Genomic DNA, 18,255 nt, shown 5'->3' with positions numbered 1-18,255 from the left:
CTCCTTACAGTTTATCGACAAAAATCGTGCTGGCGGCTTTGTAGCTGACAGCAATTTCTTTTGTGTCATTTTTGATCGTAATCGGACCCTCGTATGCTGCCGCATCGATGATCTCGTATTCTTCATGAATATTCAATTTGATCGAAACGAGATAATCCAGCAGTTCTCGTTCGTCAAGGACACGGGCGATACGAATCTTGGTTCCTACCGGATAAGAACTCATGGTGTTTTTTTCGCCTTCGTGAATGAGTTCTCCTTGTTCAGGAATCATTCCCCCATGTGGGCAATACCGAGGATGATCAAGGTAGGCTTCTAAGCGGCTCGCCAACGTTTCTGAGGTGACATGTTCTAAAACTTCTGCGTCATCATGAACTTCATTCCATGAATAATGCAGGTGCTCCACAAGAAAGACTTCCCATAAACGATGCTTACGAATGAGGGCACTTGCAGAAGCTAAACCAGTTTCAGTCAACTGTACCCCTTGATAAGGTGAATGTTCCACTAAGCCTTCTTTTAATAATTTTGAAATCATTTCACTTACTGAAGCTGCTGAGACGTCCAGACCTGACACGATTTGTTTGTTATTGATCTTCTTTTGGTCACCACCAAGCTCTAAGATGAGCTTTAAATAATCTTCACGATTTGGTGTCATCGGATCCATCCTCTCTTATCAAAGACTATCAAAGTAGATTTTATCAAAAAAGCCAGCTGATTACTATGAAAAAAGCCGCCGGTTCTCAATATTCTATGTAAAAAGAAGACCGAGGGGATGTAGTGACCCCAAAAAGTTAGACTTTTATGGAGTGGAGAAATCCACTCCTTTTTTGTACGATAAGATTAACTGTTAGACAGCTGTTTTTACAGCTTCTCGAAACTGAACCGGACTTCGCCAATTTAATTTCTTTTTGATGCGTTTATGGTTGTAATAATAGATATATTGGTCAATTTTTGTTTTCAATTCATCTAAACTCCGATAGACTTCTCCATGAAAAATCTCTTGCTTTAATAAACCAAAGAAGTTTTCCATAGGTGAGTTATCTAAACAATTCCCTTTACGAGACATACTCTGGAAGATTTTATGCTGCTTCAATTTATTCTTATAAGCATTCATTTGATAGGCCCATCCTTGATCTGAATGGAAGGTTCTACGAAATGGACAATCATTTGTCATCTGGATTGCTTCTTCTAATCCTTCCATTATGGCTAGTGCGTTTGGTTTTTCAGAAATCCGATAAGATAGAATTTCACTATTGTAGAAATCCATGAAAGGATCTAAATACAGCTTTTTCTGACGAACGACACCTGCGGTGTCTACTTCATAATACTTAAACTCTGTGGTATCAGTTGTAATTTTTTGGTGACAGATATTTGTATAAAACCGACGATGAATACGATTTTTGGCGACAGTACCAACCTTCCCACGATAAGAATTGTACCGTCGAGATTTTCGAGTGTAAGACTTTACTTCGATACCTAGTTTTTTTATCAGACGTTGAATCTTCTTTTTATTGACATGAATCCCTTGATTCTCTAATTCTTTTTTTAGTCGCAGACAGCCATAGTCTTTATGCTCTTTGCGAATTTCAAGCATTTTTTCTTCAATTTCTTGGTCTGGGTTTGGTCTGTCAAACCGTTTCTGCCAATACATATAGGTTGCTTTAGGAAATTTCAATGTTTCAAGAAGCTCAACTAGTTTGAATGATCCTCGGAGGCTGGCGATGATTCGTGCGATTGATTCTTGCGTCTTTGCTGGGCTTCCTGTTTTCGCAGCTTCCTCAACTCTTTTAAAAAGGCATTCTCAATTTGAAGGGATCGGACTTGCTTTTCTAATGCCTTGATACGATCGCGTTCTTCAGTTGTTGTATTTTCTTTTTTGTTTTCTTTTTTTCTAGTCAAAGTAAGTGGTCGCCCTTTCTCTTTTGAGAGCCCCTCAATACCTGCTTCTCTGAAATTACGCATCCAATTGGCAATAAGCGCAGGGTTGTTCATTTCTAAAGTGCTAGCAACTTCTCGATAGGACATCTCACTTGTTTGATATAACTCTAGCGCATTTAACTTAAATTGAACAGAATATTTCTGATTTTGATGCTTTCTCAATAGACCTTCCTCTCCGTATTCACGATAGGCATTCACCCAATTACTTACTTGAGACTTGCTTGAAATACCGTATTTGTTGGCAAGATACCGATATCCGCCCACGCCACTAAGATATTCTTTAACGATTTTTAGTTTTAATTCAAAAGGATATTTTGCCATACAAATAACGACCCCCAAAAGTTAGATTATTTTGGTCTAACTTTTGGGGGTCGCTTCAGGAGCTACTCCACCTCAGCCTTTTTTTATTAAGCCCAATCACCATTGCGGAAGACAGGAACTGTGGTGCCATCTTCTTTGATGCCATCGATGGACATTTGGTCAGAGCCGACCATGAAGTCTACGTGGGTTTGGCTGCGGTTTAAACCAGCCGCTGCCAGTTCTTCTTCACTCATCTCAGTGCCGCCTTGTAAGCTGAAGGCATAAGCAGAGCCTAAAGCCAAGTGGTTTGAGGCATTTTCATCAAACAACGTATTGAAGAAGATGATGCCAGATTGTGAGATAGGGGAAGGGTCAGGGACTAAAGCGACTTCACCTAAAGATTTCGCTCCTTCATCGATCGCTAGCAATTTGCCTAACACTTCTTCGCCTTGTTCTGCAGAAAAGTCCACGACTTTACCGTCTTTGAAGGTGAATTTCATGCCAGAAATAATCGTTCCTGCGTAGCTCAATGGTTTCGTACTTGAAATATAGCCATCGATGCGACGATTATCTGGGGCAGTAAAGACTTCTTCTGTCGGCATGTTCGCCATGAATTTTTCATTGCGGGTGTTGTAGCTGCCAGCACCTTCCCACAAGTGATTTTTTGGTAGGCCGATGATCAAATCGGTACCCGGTGCTGTATAGTGTAATGCGCTGAATTGTTCTTTGTTCAATTCTTCTGCCTTGACTTGCAGTGTTTCATCATGTTTTTTCCAAGCAGCAACAGGATCTTCTTCGTAGATACGCGTCGTTTTGAAAATTTGATCCCATAGCTTGTCTTGTGCTTCTTCTGGGGAAGCATCAGGGAACACTTTTTGTGCCCAATCTTGACCTGCAGCAGCAACAACGGTCCAGCTGACTTTGTTGGCTTGTGTTGCTTGACGCAGTTTCATCATCGCCTTACCAGAAGCTGCTTGGAAAGCGGCGACCCGATCTGAGTCAACGCCCGCTAACGCATCGGGATTGGCAGAAACGACACTGATGCGGCTCGCACCTTTTTCGACCCAATCTTCTGTTTGATCAATTTTGTGTTGAGGGATCGTAGACAAACGATCCTCAGCTGCATGCGCAAGAAATTCTTTTTGAACCACATCGTCGGTCCATTGAACGATTACTTCATCAGCGCCTAGCTCATACGCTTTTTTTGTCAATAGTCGAGCTAACGGTGCTTGGTCCACGGCGATTTGGATGACGATGGTGTGCCCTTTTTGGACATTTACACCAACTTCTGTGATCAGTTGGGCATATTTTTCAAGGTTCTGATTAAAGTTTGGTAAAACCATTAAAATTCCTCCATTTATTCTAAAATTATAACTGTCTTCATGATAGCACTAAGTATTTTTGAAAACAAACGAAAAAGAGAGCAAAAAAACAGAGGTCTTCAAATTGAAAAACTGGAAACACTAGGGGCAATAATTTTAAAAGTTTTTTTGCAAACTTAAAAAAACATGATACAATAAGTAAAAGGTATTTCTGAAAGCGATGTATAGCAGAATTAAGGAGATTAAAAAATTATGGCAAGAAAGAAAACTATTACTAGAGACCAGATTTTAAAAGCTGCCTATGAAGTTGTCGCAACCGAAGGATTTACACGTTTTACCGCACGCAATATCGCAGCGAAGATGAAATGTTCAACGCAACCGATCTACTTAGAATTTAAAAATATGGATGACTTAAAAAATGCATTGATCAATCAGATTTACGACTACTTAGCGACAGAAGTTTTTCCAGTTGAAAGACGGGGAGATGTCATCGTTGACTTAACGTTAAATTATATTGGCTTTGCAAATAAAGAAAAACGATTATACCGAGCGCTATACTTAGAAGAGCATGGTGGTGGGGATTCCATGCAGCAGTTTTCATTTGACCTTTTTGTGAAATCAGTAAAAAAAGAACCAAAGTATCAAGATCTATCGGACGTGAAATTACAGTCCTTGCATACTGGTGTCTGGATCGTCGCTACTGGCTTAGCGGCATTGATGTCTTCGGGGATCATTCATCCCACAGAAGATCAGATTGCTAAGCTGATGACGGAAACCACCGATAATATTTTAGCAAGAGAAACACCCATCGATATCAGTTATCATTAAGCAAACAAGAAAACCTCCGACAGAATCAAGTGATTTTGTCAGAGGTTTTCTTGTTTTATTCTGCAAATGCTTCCGCTAGCTTTTTGGCAAAGGTTTCTAAGTTTTGAATATCGTCTTCTTCCGCAGCCAAGTCGACCTTGACGCTATCTGCCCCTTTTGTTGCACCTGTCTTACTAAAGACGGCTTCAAAGTCATCGACGGACTTACAAAAGTCATCATAAAACGTATCCCCAGAGCCGCAGACCCCAAAGATTTTGCCACTTAAATCAAGTTCTTGCAAATCTTCGTAAAAATCGACGATCTCATCAGGCAATTCACCGTCACCGTATGTATAGGTTGCGACGATACAGATATCGGCGTCTTCAAACTCATCGGCATCCACTTGGGTACACTCATTCATTTCAACTTCCATGTCAAGATTTTCAAGGGCTTCAGAAACGATATCTGCAATTTCTTCCGTATTCCCCGTCATACTCGCATAGACGATTTTTGCTAAAGCCATGGGCTTTTTCCTCCAATCTCATTCCTATTCTCAAGGAAAACTCTCTTACAGATTATAGCAAATGCACGAAAGATTGAAAACAAAACTTGAAAAACTCTTTACAATGTCTGTGAATTTTGTAAAATAAGGGATTTCTATGGTAAAATAAGAGGAATTTAATTAAGGGAGACGAGAACATGATTACATTAAAATCTGCCAGAGAAATAGACCGCATGGCCGAATCCGGCGCGCTGTTAGCAGATGTCCACAAACAATTACGCAGCTTCATCAAACCTGGTATCACCAGTTGGGATATCGAAGTGTTTGTCAGAGATTATATTGAAAGCCATGGCGGAATTGCCGCCCAAATTGGTTTTGAAGATTACAAATATGCCACTTGCTGCAGTATCAACGATGAGATTTGTCACGGGTTCCCCCGAAAAAAACCATTGAAAGATGGCGATCTGATCAAAGTTGATATGTGTATTGATTTAAAAGGCGCCATTTCTGATTCTTGCTGGAGTTATGTGGTAGGAAACTCGACGCCTGAGATCGATCGTTTAATGGAAGTAACCAAAAAAGCGTTGTATCTAGGAATCGAACAAGCCCAAGTTGGCAACCGAATCGGTGACATCGGTCATGCCATTCAAACCTATGCGGAAAAAGAAGGCTACGGTGTCGTGCGCGATTTCGTTGGACACGGCATTGGTCCAACGATCCATGAAAGTCCGATGATTCCTCACTACGGAGAAGCCGGCAAAGGGTTACGTTTAAAAGAAGGAATGGTTATTACCATCGAACCTATGATCAATACAGGGACGTGGAAAATGAAAATGGATCCTAACGGCTGGACCGCCTATACTCTAGATGGTGGCTTAAGTTGCCAATACGAACATAGTTTGGCGATCACCAAAGAAGGGCCACGCATTTTGACTTCTCAAGGAGAAGAAGGAACCTACTAAATTTTGGCGGTAGGAGACTTCTGATTGTTACGTATGACAAAGAAAAAAAGGCAGATGATTCGCTGGCGGAGGAAGAAACATGAAAATCGTTGATAAAGTAAAAAGCAATCAAAAGCTGATGCGTTTCATTGAAACAACGCAAAATAGAATAACGGATTCAGAGATGGGGACCACATCGGTCGTCGTCGCCTACTATTTATTGCTTTCACTTTTCCCGTTAATGATTGCGCTGGGAAATCTGTTGCCTTATTTATCGATTGATCCGAACACGGTTTTATCTTATGTACAAGAATTGATCCCTAGTCAAATCTATGACTTTATCGGACCAGCGATCGAAAACCTCCTCACCACAAGCTCTGGTGGGTTGTTATCGATTTCCGCCTTGGCTGCGTTGTGGTCTGCGAGTCAAAGTATCAATGCCTTGCAAATTGCGATGAACAAAGCCTTCGGTGTGGACCAACGTTCCAATTTTATCGTGGTGCGCGCAGTATCATTTGTGATCATCCTGCTCTTTATGATTGCGATCGTTGGTGTTACGATGGTATTTGGGCTTGGAAAAATCATTCTTGATTTTTTGCAGCCGATTTTTAAGTTTCAAGACAATCTGATCGATACGTTCCAAACAGTCAAATGGCCAGTCACGATCGTTGCTTTGCTGTTTATCATGATGCTGATCTATTGGTTAGTGCCGAATGCAAAGGTCAAGTTGCGTTCGACTTTGCCAGGGGCGATCTTTGCAACGATTGGCTGGATGTTGCTGTCACAAGTGTTTGGCTTATACGCCCGTTACTTTGCTGCGAAAATCATTGGCTATCAAATTATTGGAAGTTTTATTGTTTTAATGATCTGGTTGAATCTTGCTGCGACGATTATTATCTTGGGTGGAATCATCAACGCAGTGGTAGAAGAGTATGTGTCGGGACAAGAGATCAAAGAACGAACAGATCCTGTTCAGCGGATTTCTTCGAAAATCGAAGATACATTTACCAATAAAGAGAAATAACGGAAAGCGAGAATAAACGATGGATTTTGCATTCAAATTTGTAATGCGCTTATTTATAACAATGATCGTGTCTTTAATCCTAACACCGATCATTAAATTGATCTCTTTTAAGATCGGCGCAGTCGATCGACCAGGAGATCGCCGAATCAACACCAAGACAATGCCGACCGCAGGGGGACTGAGTATTTTTCTTTCGTTCTCTTTTGCATTGCTTTGGGAATTCCGTGCAATGATTCCTTTTGACTATGTCTGGCCGATGCTTTTAGGTGCAGCCATCGTCGTAGTTACTGGATTATTGGATGATATCTTTGAGTTGACGCCCCTGCAAAAAACACTGGGTTTGACGTTAGCGGCTTTGGAGATCTATTTTGTTGCTGGCATCAAAATCAGCACGGTTTCGATCCCTTATCTCGGGGTTTTTGACTTGGGCTGGTTAGGCTTACCTATGACGATCCTATGGATTTTGGCGATCACGAATGCGGTCAACTTGATTGACGGTTTAGATGGTCTAGCGAGTGGGGTCTCCATTATCAGTCTGACAACGATTGGGATAATTAGTTACTTCTTTTTACCAAACTCCGTTGAAGTACCGATGGTGATTTTTACATTGATTGCCGCGATCGTAGGCTTCTTTCCTTACAATTTTTATCCAGCCACGATTTTTTTAGGCGATACTGGGGCACTTTTTCTAGGTTTCATGATTTCCGTCCTATCGTTACAAGGCTTAAAAAATGCGACCTTCATTACAGTGATCACCCCAATGTTGATTTTAGGGGTACCCATTACCGATACCGTCTATGCGATGATTCGTAGAAAATTCAATAAACAAAAGATCTCTTCAGCAGATAAGATGCACTTGCATCATCGCTTACTTTCATTAGGGTTTACCCACCGTGGCACGGTCTTGACGATCTATGCCTTGGCGATGGTTTTTTCATTTATTGCATTATTGATGAATTATGCCAGTAACACCGCAATCATCTTGCTGATCATTAGTACAGGTTTTGGCATCGAATTGTTTATCGAGTTGATTGGTTTGGTGGGAGAAAATCGTCAACCACTCATGTGCGCGCTGAAGTTTCTTGGAAACCGTCGATTCAGGCAAAAAGTCTTGAAGGCGCGAGCGGAAAAGAGAAAAGACAAGCAAGAAGAGGAAAGCGAAGATTTAGCTGCTAGCGCTTCTCAAATCAAGGAAAAGCGACGAAAGAGAAAACATTACCAAGCAAAACACAAAAAATAAACGATACAGTTGCGGCAAAGGTGTCCAACAGGTGAGATGAATACGAGTGATCGTTGAAGGTCAGGAGGAGTCAGTGCTTCTTCTAGCGCGTTCTCTTACGATCAGCTGTCGATGATTCGATCAATCCGTTGGCGATGCTTGCCGCTTTTTGTTTGTTTGAAAATGGTCAGACAAACAGTATTTCCTGTCGAATTCTTCCGTCTTGAATTGACGGATCTAGCCCTAAACGTCTATACTTAAAAAGAGCAGCAGACTAATCAAAGAAAGAAGGATATGAACGAATGCCAAATGTGAAACAACTGACGTCAGAAAGAATGGGAACAATTTATGAGCTTTCCAATGATAGCGGTACCATCGTAAGGCTAAGTCCTGAAGGCGCACGCTTATTGGATTGGGTCGTTCCAGTAGAAGAAGGTCGCGACATTGTGGTCGGTTATGACACGATCGAAGGACATCGCCAAGCACGTTATTATGGCGCAACGATCGGCCCTGTGGCGGGAAGGATCGCAGGTACTCGCTTTGAGATCGACGGACAAGAATACCAAACGGAAGACAATGATGGCGGCAATACGCTTCATGGCGGTTCAAAGGGGCTGGATACTGATACATGGATCACTGAAACCTTTGAAGAAGCAGACAAAGCTGGGGTGATTTTTACTACCACACGGCAAGATGGCGATGGCGGGTTTCCTGGGAATGTTCGTTATCAAGTCACCTATACGTTGACGAATGACAATGAACTATTGCTTGCTTATGATGCCAACACTGACAAAGCGACTTTATTTAACCCAACGAACCACGGTTATTTCAATTTGACAGGTGATACCCAACAGCCGATCGATGACCACTTGGTTCAAATCAATGCCGAACATGTGGCTGAAACGAATGACGATGTGACGACGACCGGTGAAAAAACGCCTGTCGCAGGCACAAAGTTTGATTTTAGACAAGAACGCCCGATGGGAACGACGATGTTGGATGATCCGTTCTTATTAGACCATACGCAAGAGTGGGATCTAAAAGTAACCAGTCCCGATCAAAAAGTGCAGCTGACTGTAACTACTGACCGTCCTGCCGTTGTTATTTACACAACGGGTGAGGGAGAAGCTGGTGCATCAATGAAGACTGGTCCTTTTGCCAATCATGGCGGGATGGCGATCGAAACACAAGGTGTTCCTGGCTCTGAGAAATTTACCCACTTTGGTGAGATCGTGTTGCGTCCAGAAGAACCCTTCCACTCTGTGACGACGTATCAGGTCCACTTTTAAGCATAGGAACCAAATCATTTTTAATGAAATAGAAAAAAGCATTGTCAAAACGCAGAAAGTTTGGCGATGCTTTTTTTTGACAAAATCCGATTACAGATGTAAACTTAAAAATGTGAATCACTTATGAAAGGAAGTGGACAAATGCAACCTGTGGTCGAACCAATCAAAATCAGCGATTCTGAATGGGAAGTCATGCGTGTGATCTGGACATTAGGACAATCCGACGCGAAAGAGATCACCGCTTTATTGAGCGAAAATAAAAATTGGAAAGCAGCAACTGTCAAGACGCTTTTAGGACGACTCGTCAAAAAAGGCGTATTGAAAACAGAAAGCCAAGGGAAAAAATTTGTTTATTCGCCACTTGTTTCCGAAGAAGCAACCGTTCGCAGCGCAGCTGAGAATCTTTTTTCTCATATTTGTGCCAAAAAAGTTGGGCAGACATTAGCAGAAATGATCCAAGAAGCAGCATTGACGGCAGAAGATTTGGCGATGCTCCAAGCAGCAGTCGACCAAAAAGTGCCAGTAGCAGCGATCTCATGTAATTGTATTCCTGGTCAGTGCCAATGCAAAACCCATGCAACAAAATAAGTAGCCAACGAACTGTTAAAAGAAATGAGGAATCGTAATGAAAAAAAACATGCAAATCAGCGGAATGAATTGTGCCCATTGTGCCGCAAAAGTTGAAAAAGCGCTTAGTGAAGTACCGGGTGTGAAAAAAGCCAAAGTGGACTTGAAAAAAGCTCGCGGAACAGTCAAGTTTGACGAGTCGCAAGTGACAGAAACAGCCTTAGTCAATGCGGTCACCGAAGCGGGTTATCAAGGGGTATTTGAGTAAGCAATGGAATTGCTAAAGTGAAAAGGAAAAATCAAAACAAATGAAAAGTGTCCAGCCGCTTGAAGCTTTTGTATGAAGGAGCAAGACTGTACGCACATTCAGTGAAATAGGAAGGGGAATACTAGGATGAATCAGAAAAAAACGTCTTCCGCAAGTAATAGTCAGACGTCAAGCCATCATAGGCATGAACCTGCTTTGAATGAGCGGGATAATGGTACACAGGGAAAAGAGCGACATGCGCAATCACAAGTGACAGAAGTCCCTGAGCCTAGCCATGAGATGAATGGGATGGATCATCACAAGGCGACATCAAAACAGCAGGAGCATGAAAGCTCCGATAGTAACCATGGTCCTATGGATCATGAAGTGTCCAGCATGGACTATAGCCATAAGGGCCATGAGATATCTGGCATGGATCACGGCTACAAGGACCACGAGATGTCTGGCATGAACCATAGTCACATGAATCATGAGATGTCTGGCATGGAACATAGTCACACGGATCATGAGATGTCTGGCATGGATCACGGCCATAAGGACCATGAGATGTCTGGTATGGATCATAGTCATATGGATCATGGAATGGGTGGCATGGATCATAGTATGCATATGGGAAATTTTAAGCAAAAGTTTTGGCTATCCTTGGTTTTGGCGATTCCAATCGTCATTTTATCACCAATGATGGGCATCGAATTGCCCTTTCAGTTCACGTTTCCTGGCTCAGATTGGGTCGTATTGCTTTTAGGAACGATCCTGTTTTTCTATGGAGGGCAGCCGTTTTTAAGTGGTGCGAAAATGGAATTGAAACAAAAAAGCCCAGCCATGATGACGTTGATTGCTATGGGGATCACGGTTTCTTATTTTTATAGTCTTTACGCATTTATCGCCAATCATTTTCTTGCTGTTCCTCATGTAATGGATTTCTTCTGGGAACTAGCGACTTTGATCGTGATCATGTTGTTGGGGCATTGGATCGAGATGAATGCCGTTTCTAATGCTGGCAATGCATTACAGAAATTAGCAGAACTATTGCCAAAAGAAGTGATTCGGAAAAATGCGGATGGATCAGAAGAACAGATTCCATTAGAAGAAGTGACCAACAAAACACAGTTGATCGTTCGCTCAGGAGATAAGATTCCTACCGACGGAACGATCCTTGAAGGAGAAACAACAATCGATGAGTCGGCAGTGACTGGTGAATCCAGACGGGTACCTAAAACCGTCGGCAGTACTGTCATTGGAGGATCTGTCAACGGCAATGGTACCATCACGATGGAAGTCACAGGAACTGGGGAAGACAGCTACTTAGCGAAAGTCATGGAAATGGTGCGAAAAGCCCAAGCAGATAAATCCCGCTTAGAAGCACTTTCGGACAAAGTGGCAAAATGGCTGTTTTATATTGCGTTAGTTGCTGGTGTCTTGGCATTTGCTGTATGGCTGTTTGTTGCTGACCTACCGACTGCTCTTGATCGAATGGTCACGGTATTCGTCATTGCCTGTCCCCATGCGTTAGGGCTAGCGATTCCCCTCGTGGTTGCTCGCTCGACATCGATCGCTGCCAAAAATGGCTTGCTCTTAAAAAATCGCAACGCACTGGAGAATGCGCATCATGTTGATTATCTGATCCTCGATAAGACCGGTACGTTAACAGAAGGAACGTTTACCGTAACTGGCATCGAGGCGACAGGCAGTCTTTCTGCATCAGAAGTACTAGCTTACCTAGCAGGTCTTGAGAAAACCGCCAATCATCCGATCGCAGAAGGTATTTTAGCCCAAGCTGAAAAGGAAAACATCACAGCCAAAAAGGCGACTGATGTTCAAACAAGGACAGGGATTGGTCTGGAAGGCGTGATCGATGGACAGAAGTGGGTGATCGTCAATCAAAAAGGATTGGAGCAATTAGCCATTCAGTATCAAGGGAACTCCTTGGAAAATTATCAAGAACAGGGCAATACCATCAGCTATTTGGTTCATGACGGCAAAGTGGAAGGAATCGTCGCATTAGGGGATAAGGTGAAACCAGAAGCGAGTCAATTTATTCAAAAAGTGAAAGACTTAGGCATCACACCAGTTATGGCTACTGGAGACAACCAAGAAGCGGCGCAAGCCGTAGCCGATTACCTAGGAATCGAAGCCTTCCATGCGGCAATGTTGCCAGACGATAAAGAACGTCTAGTCAGTGACTATGTCAAAGAGGGCAAGCGCGTCGTAATGGTAGGCGATGGGATCAATGACGCCCCAAGTCTTGCAAGAGCGACGATCGGGATTGCGATTGGAGCGGGTACCGATGTAGCGATCGATTCAGCCGATGTCGTTTTGACGAATAGCGAACCTCAAGACATCTTGCACTTCTTGACTTTGGCGAAAAAAACAAGACGCAAGATGATTCAAAATCTCTGGTGGGGCGCAGGATACAATATTTTTGCCATTCCTTTGGCAGCTGGCGTCCTCGCACCGATCGGGATCATTTTGAACCCAGCAGTCGGAGCTGTCTTGATGTCTATGAGCACGATCATCGTTGCCATCAATGCAATGACCTTATCAATCGAAAAAAGCGGCGATTAGCCGCTTTTTTGTTTCTTTTCCTAGGAGCAGTGAAATACCTCTATAATCTGCTTCTGGATTTATGCTATAATGTGTTCGTTGAGACAAGGAGGACGTTGATTATGGAACTGAAGAAATTGGATGTTCCCACTACTTCAATTACTGAAGTAAAAAAATCTCCGATGGATGTATTTAATCAAGCGCGAGAAGCAGGAACAGCAGTATATGTATTCAATCGTGAAAAAGTGGCGGGGGTCATGTTGACACAAGAACAGTATGAAACGTTATTGCAGGAATTAGATTATTTGCGTCAGCGACCGATGATGGAAGAAGAACCCGAACAGCCGCCAGTGGCAGGGCTAGAGGAATTCTTACAAATCATGCGGCAAGCGCTGATCACCGGTGCGAGCATCTCGGCAAAAAATTTAGATGAGCGAATGGTGGCGTTAGGGTTCATCACTCGTAAAACTGGTTTTGGCGGTGTCGTTGACATGGTGAACGAATTGAAAGAAACAGGCAAGATCGTTTACCAGCTACGTAAAAAACAAGATGGTAAATCGGTGACCGCTGAAGTCATTGGAGAACAAGACAATCAAACGCAATTATTTGATAAATTGATCATCAAAAAAATCTTTCTAAAAGAAAAATAAACGCTGGAACTTGTCCCAGCGTTTCAGACGGTAGACAAAGTACGGATGTGTTCGTACTTTGTCTTTTTTTCTATAAAATACTGGAGCTTGTTAATTTTTTTAAAACTGTGAAAGATATTGCTCATCCAACCAACAAAAGTTCCAGCCAGTTACAGACTAGGTTTTAAGTCAGCCAGTAAGTTTTCCCGTCTTTCGTCCGTTGCATAAATCCGTATTCGATCAAATAACGTCGGACAGTGACGTAATCGGTGATCGCTTGCTTTAATACATCGTTTACGGCAGCTTCTGAATAATTTTTCTTCGGATCAAATTTTTGTGCCAGTACACTCAAGACAACGATCTTGCGCTTTTCTTTGCTGGGAAACTGTTTGATAAACCCCGTTTCATCAAAATAAGTAGCAATGATCTTTTCTCTTTCACTAGCCGTAATGGCATAGCGATCATCAAGCATCGTCGCCCCTTTGTGAGGCGGCAGCAACGGGGTATCTTGCAACAAGGACATGATACTTAAAAAAACAGTCGCTTGTCGCTGTTTTTCTTTTAGTTTAAAGCGATGATTCCTGACGGTTGAAGAAGAGATACCTAAGCGCTGGGCAATCACAGTATCGCTAACATCTTGGGCAAACAGTTGTAAAATCTCCTGCTGGCTTTCTGATAGGCCTGTTTGTTCTTTGGGTAAAGCCAACAATGCGGATAAAACGGTTCCGTGATGCTCAGTGATATGCTGCATCATTCGTTTTTTTGCTGTAAAAAAGGCGCCATCAACGGGATAGATTTCTTCTTTGTCGAAGGTCTCCTGACAAAAGACGCAACAATAATCCGTTGGTGTTGCGACATATCCTTGCTGATAATCAGAAATGGTAAACTCTTGATAAGGTTTCATTTTGGGTTCTCCTTTTATTGTTTAGATATATACTAACATAAGTTGAATTTGTTTGTAAATAGACAAACGGATTTATCGTTATTAGATTAATTTCATCCGTTGCTTAAAATCGTCGCCTTTTTGTGTTAGGATTAACAACAATAGCGAATGAATTTGCTTAATTCAAAGGAGTGATACTATGGCAGACGTAAGCCAACGCTTCAATCACGAAGTGTACAATATAGCTGTTTCATTGATTCGTAAATTTGATGAACGGGTTTCTTCAATTCCTGATATTTTAAAGTTAACGTTAGGCGAGCCGGATTTCAACACACCGGAGCACGTGAAAAAATCGGGTGTCCAAGCAATCGAACAAAATTTCAGCCACTATTCTGGAATGGCAGGCTTAGCAGATGTTCGGCAAGCAGCCAGTCTCTTTTTGAAAAATAAATATCAGCTTGATTACGACTTTCAATCAGAAGTATTAGTGACGATCGGTGCAACGGAAGCAATCTCAGCTTCTTTATTAGCCACGTTAGAACCTGGTGATAAAGTGATTCTACCAGCACCAATTTATCCAGGCTATGAACCAGTCATCCATTTAGCTCATGCCAAACCGATTTATCTTGATACGACGGATAATGACTTTGTTTTAGCGCCAGAAGTTTTAGAAGCAGCCTTAAAAGAACATGGGGAGCAAGTCAAGGCAGTCATTTTAAATTATCCTAGCAATCCAACAGGGGTCGTTTATACCCGAGAACAAGTCAAAGCATTGGCAGAAGTTTTAGAAAAATACCCCGTTTTTGTTATTAGCGATGAAATTTATAGTGAGTTGACTTATGATGAAACCCATGTGTCCATTGCTGAATACTTGCGGGATCAAACGATCGTGATCAACGGCTTGTCGAAATCACACGCGATGACTGGTTGGCGCGTCGGCTTCATTTTTGCACCAGCAGCGTTGACTGCTCAGATCATTAAGGTCCACCAATACTTAGTGACCGCGGCATCAACGATTTCTCAAAAAGCCGCAGTGCGGGCATTGATCGAAGGCATCAACGATGCAGAAGTCATGAAAGCCGATTACCGTGAACGCAGAGATTACTTGTTTGAAAAGATGACTGCCCTTGGTTTTGAAATGGCGAAGCCATCTGGTGCATTCTACATTTTTGCCAAAATACCAGCAGGTTTCAACCAAGATTCCATGGCTTTTTGTGTCGACTTAGCCGAAAAGAATCAATTAGCAATCATTCCAGGGATCGCCTTTGGTCCCGAAGCAGAAGGCTATGTTCGTTTAAGCTATGCGGCAAGTATGGAAAACTTGGTGGAAGCGATGGATCGCTTGACACGCTATATGCAAAGCAATTGATTCTACAAACGTTTCGTTAGTTCATAAGTGTTAGATAAAGTAAGCCCCATCTGATGGATGCTGTAGTGACCCCAAAAAGTTAGACTTTTATGGAGTGGAGAAATCCACTCCTTTTTTGTACGATAAGATTAACTGTTAGACAGCTGTTTTTACAGCTTCTCGAAACTGAACCGGACTTCGCCAATTTAATTTCTTTTTGATGCGTTTATGGTTGTAATAATAGATATATTGGTCAATTTTTGTTTTCAATTCATCTAAACTCCGATAGACTTCTCCATGAAAAATCTCTTGCTTTAATAAACCAAAGAAGTTTTCCATAGGTGAGTTATCTAAACAATTCCCTTTACGAGACATACTCTGGAAGATTTTATGCTGCTTCAATTTATTCTTATAAGCATTCATTTGATAGGCCCATCCTTGATCTGAATGGAAGGTTCTACGAAATGGACAATCATTTGTCATCTGGATTGCTTCTTCTAATCCTTCCATTATGGCTAGTGCGTTTGGTTTTTCAGAAATCCGATAAGATAGAATTTCACTATTGTAGAAATCCATGAAAGGATCTAAATACAGCTTTTTCTGACGAACGACACCTGCGGTGTCTACTTCATAATACTTAAACTCTGTGGTATCAGTTGTAATTTTTTGGTGACAGATATTTGTATAAAACCGACGATGAATACGATTTTTGGCGACAGTACCAACCTTCCCACGATAAGAATTGTACCGTCGAGATTTTCGAGTGTAAGACTTTACTTCGATACCTAGTTTTTTTATCAGACGTTGAATCTTCTTTTTATTGACATGAATCCCTTGATTCTCTAATTCTTTTTTTAGTCGCAGACAGCCATAGTCTTTATGCTCTTTGCGAATTTCAAGCATTTTTTCTTCAATTTCTTGGTCTGGGTTTGGTCTGTCAAACCGTTTCTGCCAATACATATAGGTTGCTTTAGGAAATTTCAATGTTTCAAGAAGCTCAACTAGTTTGAATGATCCTCGGAGGCTGGCGATGATTCGTGCGATTGATTCTTGCGTCTTTGCTGGGCTTCCTGTTTTCGCAGCTTCCTCAACTCTTTTAAAAAGGCATTCTCAATTTGAAGGGATCGGACTTGCTTTTCTAATGCCTTGATACGATCGCGTTCTTCAGTTGTTGTATTTTCTTTTTTGTTTTCTTTTTTTCTAGTCAAAGTAAGTGGTCGCCCTTTCTCTTTTGAGAGCCCCTCAATACCTGCTTCTCTGAAATTACGCATCCAATTGGCAATAAGCGCAGGGTTGTTCATTTCTAAAGTGCTAGCAACTTCTCGATAGGACATCTCACTTGTTTGATATAACTCTAGCGCATTTAACTTAAATTGAACAGAATATTTCTGATTTTGATGCTTTCTCAATAGACCTTCCTCTCCGTATTCACGATAGGCATTCACCCAATTACTTACTTGAGACTTGCTTGAAATACCGTATTTGTTGGCAAGATACCGATATCCGCCCACGCCACTAAGATATTCTTTAACGATTTTTAGTTTTAATTCAAAAGGATATTTTGCCATACAAATAACGACCCCCAAAAGTTAGATTTTTTTGGTCTAACTTTTGGGGGTCGCTTCATGCAGCGGGGGCTTTTTTAGGCAATCGACGAACTTTACAAAAGATTTACATCGCTTTATCGATTCTTTACATGAAATCCATCAAGGGTTTACACCGCCTTGCTAAACTAAGTATATAACGAAAGGAGATTTACTAAATGAAAAAATTGGGACTTTTATTTTTTGCAACTGGATTATTATTAGCTGGCTGTGGGAGCGGTGGCGCAAGCACTGAGAGCAGTCAAGCATCAGGCGGATCTTCATCAGGTGCCGCATCAAATGAAAATGTAGAAATTTTAGCTGTGGGCTCAACGGCATTGCAACCCTTGGTTGAAGCAGCAGGTGAAAGCTTCTCAGCAGACAATCCCAATTATACAATTACGGTTCAAGGTGGCGGCAGCGGAACTGGCTTAAGTCAAGTAGAAGCAGGCGCGGTGACGATCGGCAATTCCGATGTGTTTGCGGATGAAAAAGATGGTGTGGATGCTAGCAAATTAGTTGACCATAAAGTAGCCGTAGTTGGTATGGCACCAGTGGTAAATAAAGACGCAGGCGTTACGGACCTTAGCCAACAAGATTTAATCGATATTTTTACAGGCAAAGTGAAGAATTGGTCTGAACTAGGCGGAGCAGATCAAGAAATCTCTGTAATCAACCGCGCATCAGGCAGCGGTACGAGAGCGACCTTTGAAAAATGGGGCTTAGATGGTGCAGAGACGATCCAAACACAAGAGCAAGATTCTTCTGGAACAGTCCGTAAAATCGTTGCTGAAACACCAGGAGCAATCAGCTACCTTGCTTTATCCTATTTGGACGATTCGATCCAAGCGCTATCTCTTGATGGGGTAGAAGCGACTCCTGAAAATATTGCAGATAACAAATGGCCAATCTGGTCTTACGAGCATATGTACACGAACGGCGAGCCAGATGCAAACGTCAAAGCCTTTCTTGATTACATCATGACAGACGATGTCCAACAAGGAATCGTTATCGAATTAGGTTACTTGCCAATCACTGATATGAAAGTAGAACGCAGTGTAGACGGCGAAGTAACGAATGTTGAATAGTGAAAT

19 protein-coding genes are annotated in these 18,255 nt (G+C 42.0%); 11 read left to right on the top strand and 8 right to left on the bottom strand.

Translation table 11 applies throughout. The features are described from left to right. Nucleotides 1–4 precede the first annotated feature (4 nt). From IGJ25_RS13630 to IGJ25_RS13615, 4 genes are all read right to left on the bottom strand, one after another. Entirely contained in the window at nt 5–652 is a 648-nt protein-coding gene (locus tag IGJ25_RS13630) for a metal-dependent transcriptional regulator (protein ID WP_015510150.1), read from the bottom strand. Nucleotides 653–844: 192 nt separating this feature from the next. Beyond that, nucleotides 845–1,720, bottom strand: a complete 876-nt coding sequence (locus IGJ25_RS13625) for an IS3 family transposase (RefSeq protein WP_413118969.1) — start codon at nt 1,718–1,720, stop codon at nt 845–847. Next, entirely contained in the window at nt 1,690–2,256 is a 567-nt protein-coding gene (locus IGJ25_RS13620; protein WP_016249835.1) for a helix-turn-helix domain-containing protein, read from the bottom strand. Before IGJ25_RS13620 ends, IGJ25_RS13625 begins: the two co-directional genes overlap by 31 nt. 86 nt (nt 2,257–2,342) lie before the next feature. Continuing rightward, nucleotides 2,343–3,578 carry an aminopeptidase gene (locus IGJ25_RS13615; RefSeq protein WP_015510149.1) on the bottom strand — a complete coding sequence of 412 codons (1,236 nt, stop codon included), beginning with the start codon at nt 3,576–3,578 and terminating at the stop codon, nt 2,343–2,345. A gap of 231 nt (nt 3,579–3,809) precedes the next feature. Here IGJ25_RS13615 and IGJ25_RS13610 point away from each other — a divergent pair, with 231 nt between their 5' ends. Further along, a complete protein-coding gene (locus IGJ25_RS13610) occupies nt 3,810–4,385 on the top strand; it encodes a TetR/AcrR family transcriptional regulator (protein ID WP_005228861.1) in 576 nt (191 codons plus the stop codon). A 55-nt stretch (nt 4,386–4,440) separates the two neighbouring features. Here the strand turns inward: IGJ25_RS13610 and IGJ25_RS13605 are convergent, their stop codons facing one another. Further along, nucleotides 4,441–4,887, bottom strand: a complete 447-nt coding sequence (locus tag IGJ25_RS13605; protein ID WP_225001452.1) for a flavodoxin — start codon at nt 4,885–4,887, stop codon at nt 4,441–4,443. 176 nt (nt 4,888–5,063) lie between these two features. On the opposite strand from IGJ25_RS13605, the gene map reads away from it, so the two are divergent. The 8 genes from map to IGJ25_RS13565 all read left to right on the top strand — a co-directional run bounded on the left by map (nt 5,064) and on the right by IGJ25_RS13565 (nt 13,368). Further along, a complete protein-coding gene (map, locus tag IGJ25_RS13600) occupies nt 5,064–5,828 on the top strand; it encodes a type I methionyl aminopeptidase (RefSeq protein ID WP_005228863.1) in 765 nt (254 codons plus the stop codon). 79 nt (nt 5,829–5,907) lie between these two features. Then, nucleotides 5,908–6,831: a YihY/virulence factor BrkB family protein gene (locus tag IGJ25_RS13595; RefSeq protein ID WP_005228865.1), complete on the top strand. Its 924-nt coding sequence runs from the start codon at nt 5,908–5,910 to the stop codon at nt 6,829–6,831. Nucleotides 6,832–6,850: 19 nt separating this feature from the next. Next, nucleotides 6,851–8,071, top strand: coding sequence for a glycosyltransferase family 4 protein (locus IGJ25_RS13590; RefSeq protein ID WP_015510147.1), 1,221 nt, complete (start codon nt 6,851–6,853; stop codon nt 8,069–8,071). Nucleotides 8,072–8,352: 281 nt separating this feature from the next. Then, entirely contained in the window at nt 8,353–9,339 is a 987-nt protein-coding gene (locus IGJ25_RS13585; protein WP_015510146.1) for an aldose epimerase family protein, read from the top strand. Between the two features lie 141 nt (nt 9,340–9,480). After that, nucleotides 9,481–9,927: a CopY/TcrY family copper transport repressor gene (locus IGJ25_RS13580; protein ID WP_060792542.1), complete on the top strand. Its 447-nt coding sequence runs from the start codon at nt 9,481–9,483 to the stop codon at nt 9,925–9,927. A gap of 37 nt (nt 9,928–9,964) precedes the next feature. Further along, a complete protein-coding gene (copZ, locus tag IGJ25_RS13575) occupies nt 9,965–10,174 on the top strand; it encodes a copper chaperone CopZ (protein ID WP_005228873.1) in 210 nt (69 codons plus the stop codon). 126 nt (nt 10,175–10,300) lie between these two features. Continuing rightward, complete coding sequence (locus tag IGJ25_RS13570; RefSeq protein WP_225001451.1) at nt 10,301–12,739, top strand: heavy metal translocating P-type ATPase; 2,439 nt, start codon at nt 10,301–10,303, stop codon at nt 12,737–12,739. A gap of 101 nt (nt 12,740–12,840) precedes the next feature. Then, on the top strand, nt 12,841–13,368 hold the full coding sequence (locus IGJ25_RS13565) for a hypothetical protein (RefSeq protein WP_010749742.1): 528 nt from the start codon (nt 12,841–12,843) through the stop codon (nt 13,366–13,368). A 163-nt stretch (nt 13,369–13,531) separates the two neighbouring features. On the opposite strand, the gene IGJ25_RS13560 is transcribed toward IGJ25_RS13565, so the two are convergent. Then, the gene (locus IGJ25_RS13560) at nt 13,532–14,251 is read right to left on the bottom strand and encodes a DUF2087 domain-containing protein (protein ID WP_010749741.1); all 720 of its coding nucleotides are present in this window, start codon (nt 14,249–14,251) and stop codon (nt 13,532–13,534) included. A 178-nt stretch (nt 14,252–14,429) separates the two neighbouring features. On the opposite strand from IGJ25_RS13560, the gene IGJ25_RS13555 reads away from it, so the two are divergent. Next, a complete protein-coding gene (locus tag IGJ25_RS13555) occupies nt 14,430–15,599 on the top strand; it encodes a pyridoxal phosphate-dependent aminotransferase (protein ID WP_081116389.1) in 1,170 nt (389 codons plus the stop codon). Between the two features lie 135 nt (nt 15,600–15,734). Here IGJ25_RS13555 and IGJ25_RS13550 read toward each other — a convergent pair whose 3' ends face one another. Together IGJ25_RS13550 and IGJ25_RS13545 are read right to left on the bottom strand one after the other, a co-directional pair. After that, entirely contained in the window at nt 15,735–16,610 is an 876-nt protein-coding gene (locus tag IGJ25_RS13550; RefSeq protein WP_413118969.1) for an IS3 family transposase, read from the bottom strand. Continuing rightward, the gene (locus IGJ25_RS13545) at nt 16,580–17,146 is read right to left on the bottom strand and encodes a helix-turn-helix domain-containing protein (RefSeq protein WP_016249835.1); all 567 of its coding nucleotides are present in this window, start codon (nt 17,144–17,146) and stop codon (nt 16,580–16,582) included. The genes IGJ25_RS13550 and IGJ25_RS13545 overlap by 31 nt, the downstream gene beginning before the upstream one ends. Nucleotides 17,147–17,340: 194 nt before the next feature. Between IGJ25_RS13545 and IGJ25_RS13540 the strand changes: the two genes are divergently transcribed. Continuing rightward, nucleotides 17,341–18,249 carry a phosphate ABC transporter substrate-binding protein PstS family protein gene (locus tag IGJ25_RS13540; protein WP_016608721.1) on the top strand — a complete coding sequence of 303 codons (909 nt, stop codon included), beginning with the start codon at nt 17,341–17,343 and terminating at the stop codon, nt 18,247–18,249. The last annotated feature ends 6 nt before the right edge of the window (nt 18,250–18,255 follow it).

It is taken from the genome of Enterococcus sp. DIV0240d (assembly GCF_051711245.1).
GTDB lineage: Bacteria > Bacillota > Bacilli > Lactobacillales > Enterococcaceae > Enterococcus_D > Enterococcus_D casseliflavus.
The sequence above is the reverse complement of the archived record's forward strand: the minus strand, read 5'-3'. Positions and strand labels throughout refer to the sequence as shown.